Source organism: Acidithiobacillus albertensis, assembly GCF_001931655.1.
Lineage (GTDB): Bacteria > Pseudomonadota > Gammaproteobacteria > Acidithiobacillales > Acidithiobacillaceae > Acidithiobacillus > Acidithiobacillus thiooxidans.
Genome location: NZ_MOAD01000055.1, coordinates 1 through 1,018 on the forward strand (window position 1 = coordinate 1; position 1,018 = coordinate 1,018).

1 protein-coding gene is annotated in these 1,018 nt (G+C 39.7%); it reads left to right on the forward strand.

Going from position 1 to position 1,018, the window contains the following annotated elements; all coding sequences use genetic code 11:
- Positions 1–1,018, forward strand: a 1,018-nt coding sequence (locus BLW97_RS17815; protein WP_075324139.1) for an OmpP1/FadL family transporter, incomplete at both ends; no start/stop codon positions are given.

Consider the following 1,018-nt stretch of genomic DNA (forward strand, 5'->3'; position numbering starts at 1 on the left):
ACATTTATGGTCTCCCCGCTTTAGGATGGATGGTACCAGTCGATCATCATCAATTGTTTCTCGGTGGTGGTATTTTTGGTACGGCCGGTTTAGGTGTTAATTACACACAGCAACCATATTTTGTGCCAAATCCTATTGATTCTTCAAAAATTATTCCTGCCACATTAAATGCCTACAGTAGTATTTCCATGATGATTATGGCGTTAGGATTGGCTTGGAAACCGTCCTCCAAGTGGAGTATTGGTATTGCTTTAGATGCTGCTGATGAAAGTGTAGGATTTCAAGAAACTACTTCAGGAAATATGTCTAATGGCTTTCCATTCAGTGCTGGAATGAATTTTTCTAAATCAGCTAATGCTTATGGAATAGGCGCAACACTAGGCGTGGTTTATAAAGTCAACAAATTGGTAACATTGGGCGCCAGTTACCGATCCCCAATATTTTTCACGCCGCTCACTTGGCAGGAAACGAATGAATCTGTACCTAATCCCGTTACGGGACAAATCAATGCGACGGGCTCTACTGGGCAGTATAGTATGCGTCTAAACTATCCTCAACAAATTGCTTTAGGTATAGCGGTACATCCTACTCAGAAACTTCTAATCAGTGTAGAAGGTCAGTGGATTAACTGGAATAGTACTTTAAATAATGTGACTATTTATGGTCCATGGACTCAAACGGGTAATATCACTATGGATACAAATTGGAAGAATTCATGGATTGGAAGCATAGGTATGCAGTACATCATCAATTCATGGCTAGTGTTGCGTACTGGTTATTCATATGGTAGTAGTCCTATCAGTAAGGCCGATCTATACTCCAATCTCTTAGCACCTGCAATTGTCACAAATCAGGTTACTGCCGGTGCAACAGAAAAAATTTCCAGGCATTGGCAGCTGACTGAGGGATATATGCATGCCTTTAAAAATACTATGCATAGCATTATTTCTGGAACCAATATTCCCATTAATACATCTCTTGCTGAAAATGCTTTCGGTTTTCAGATGAATTATATTTT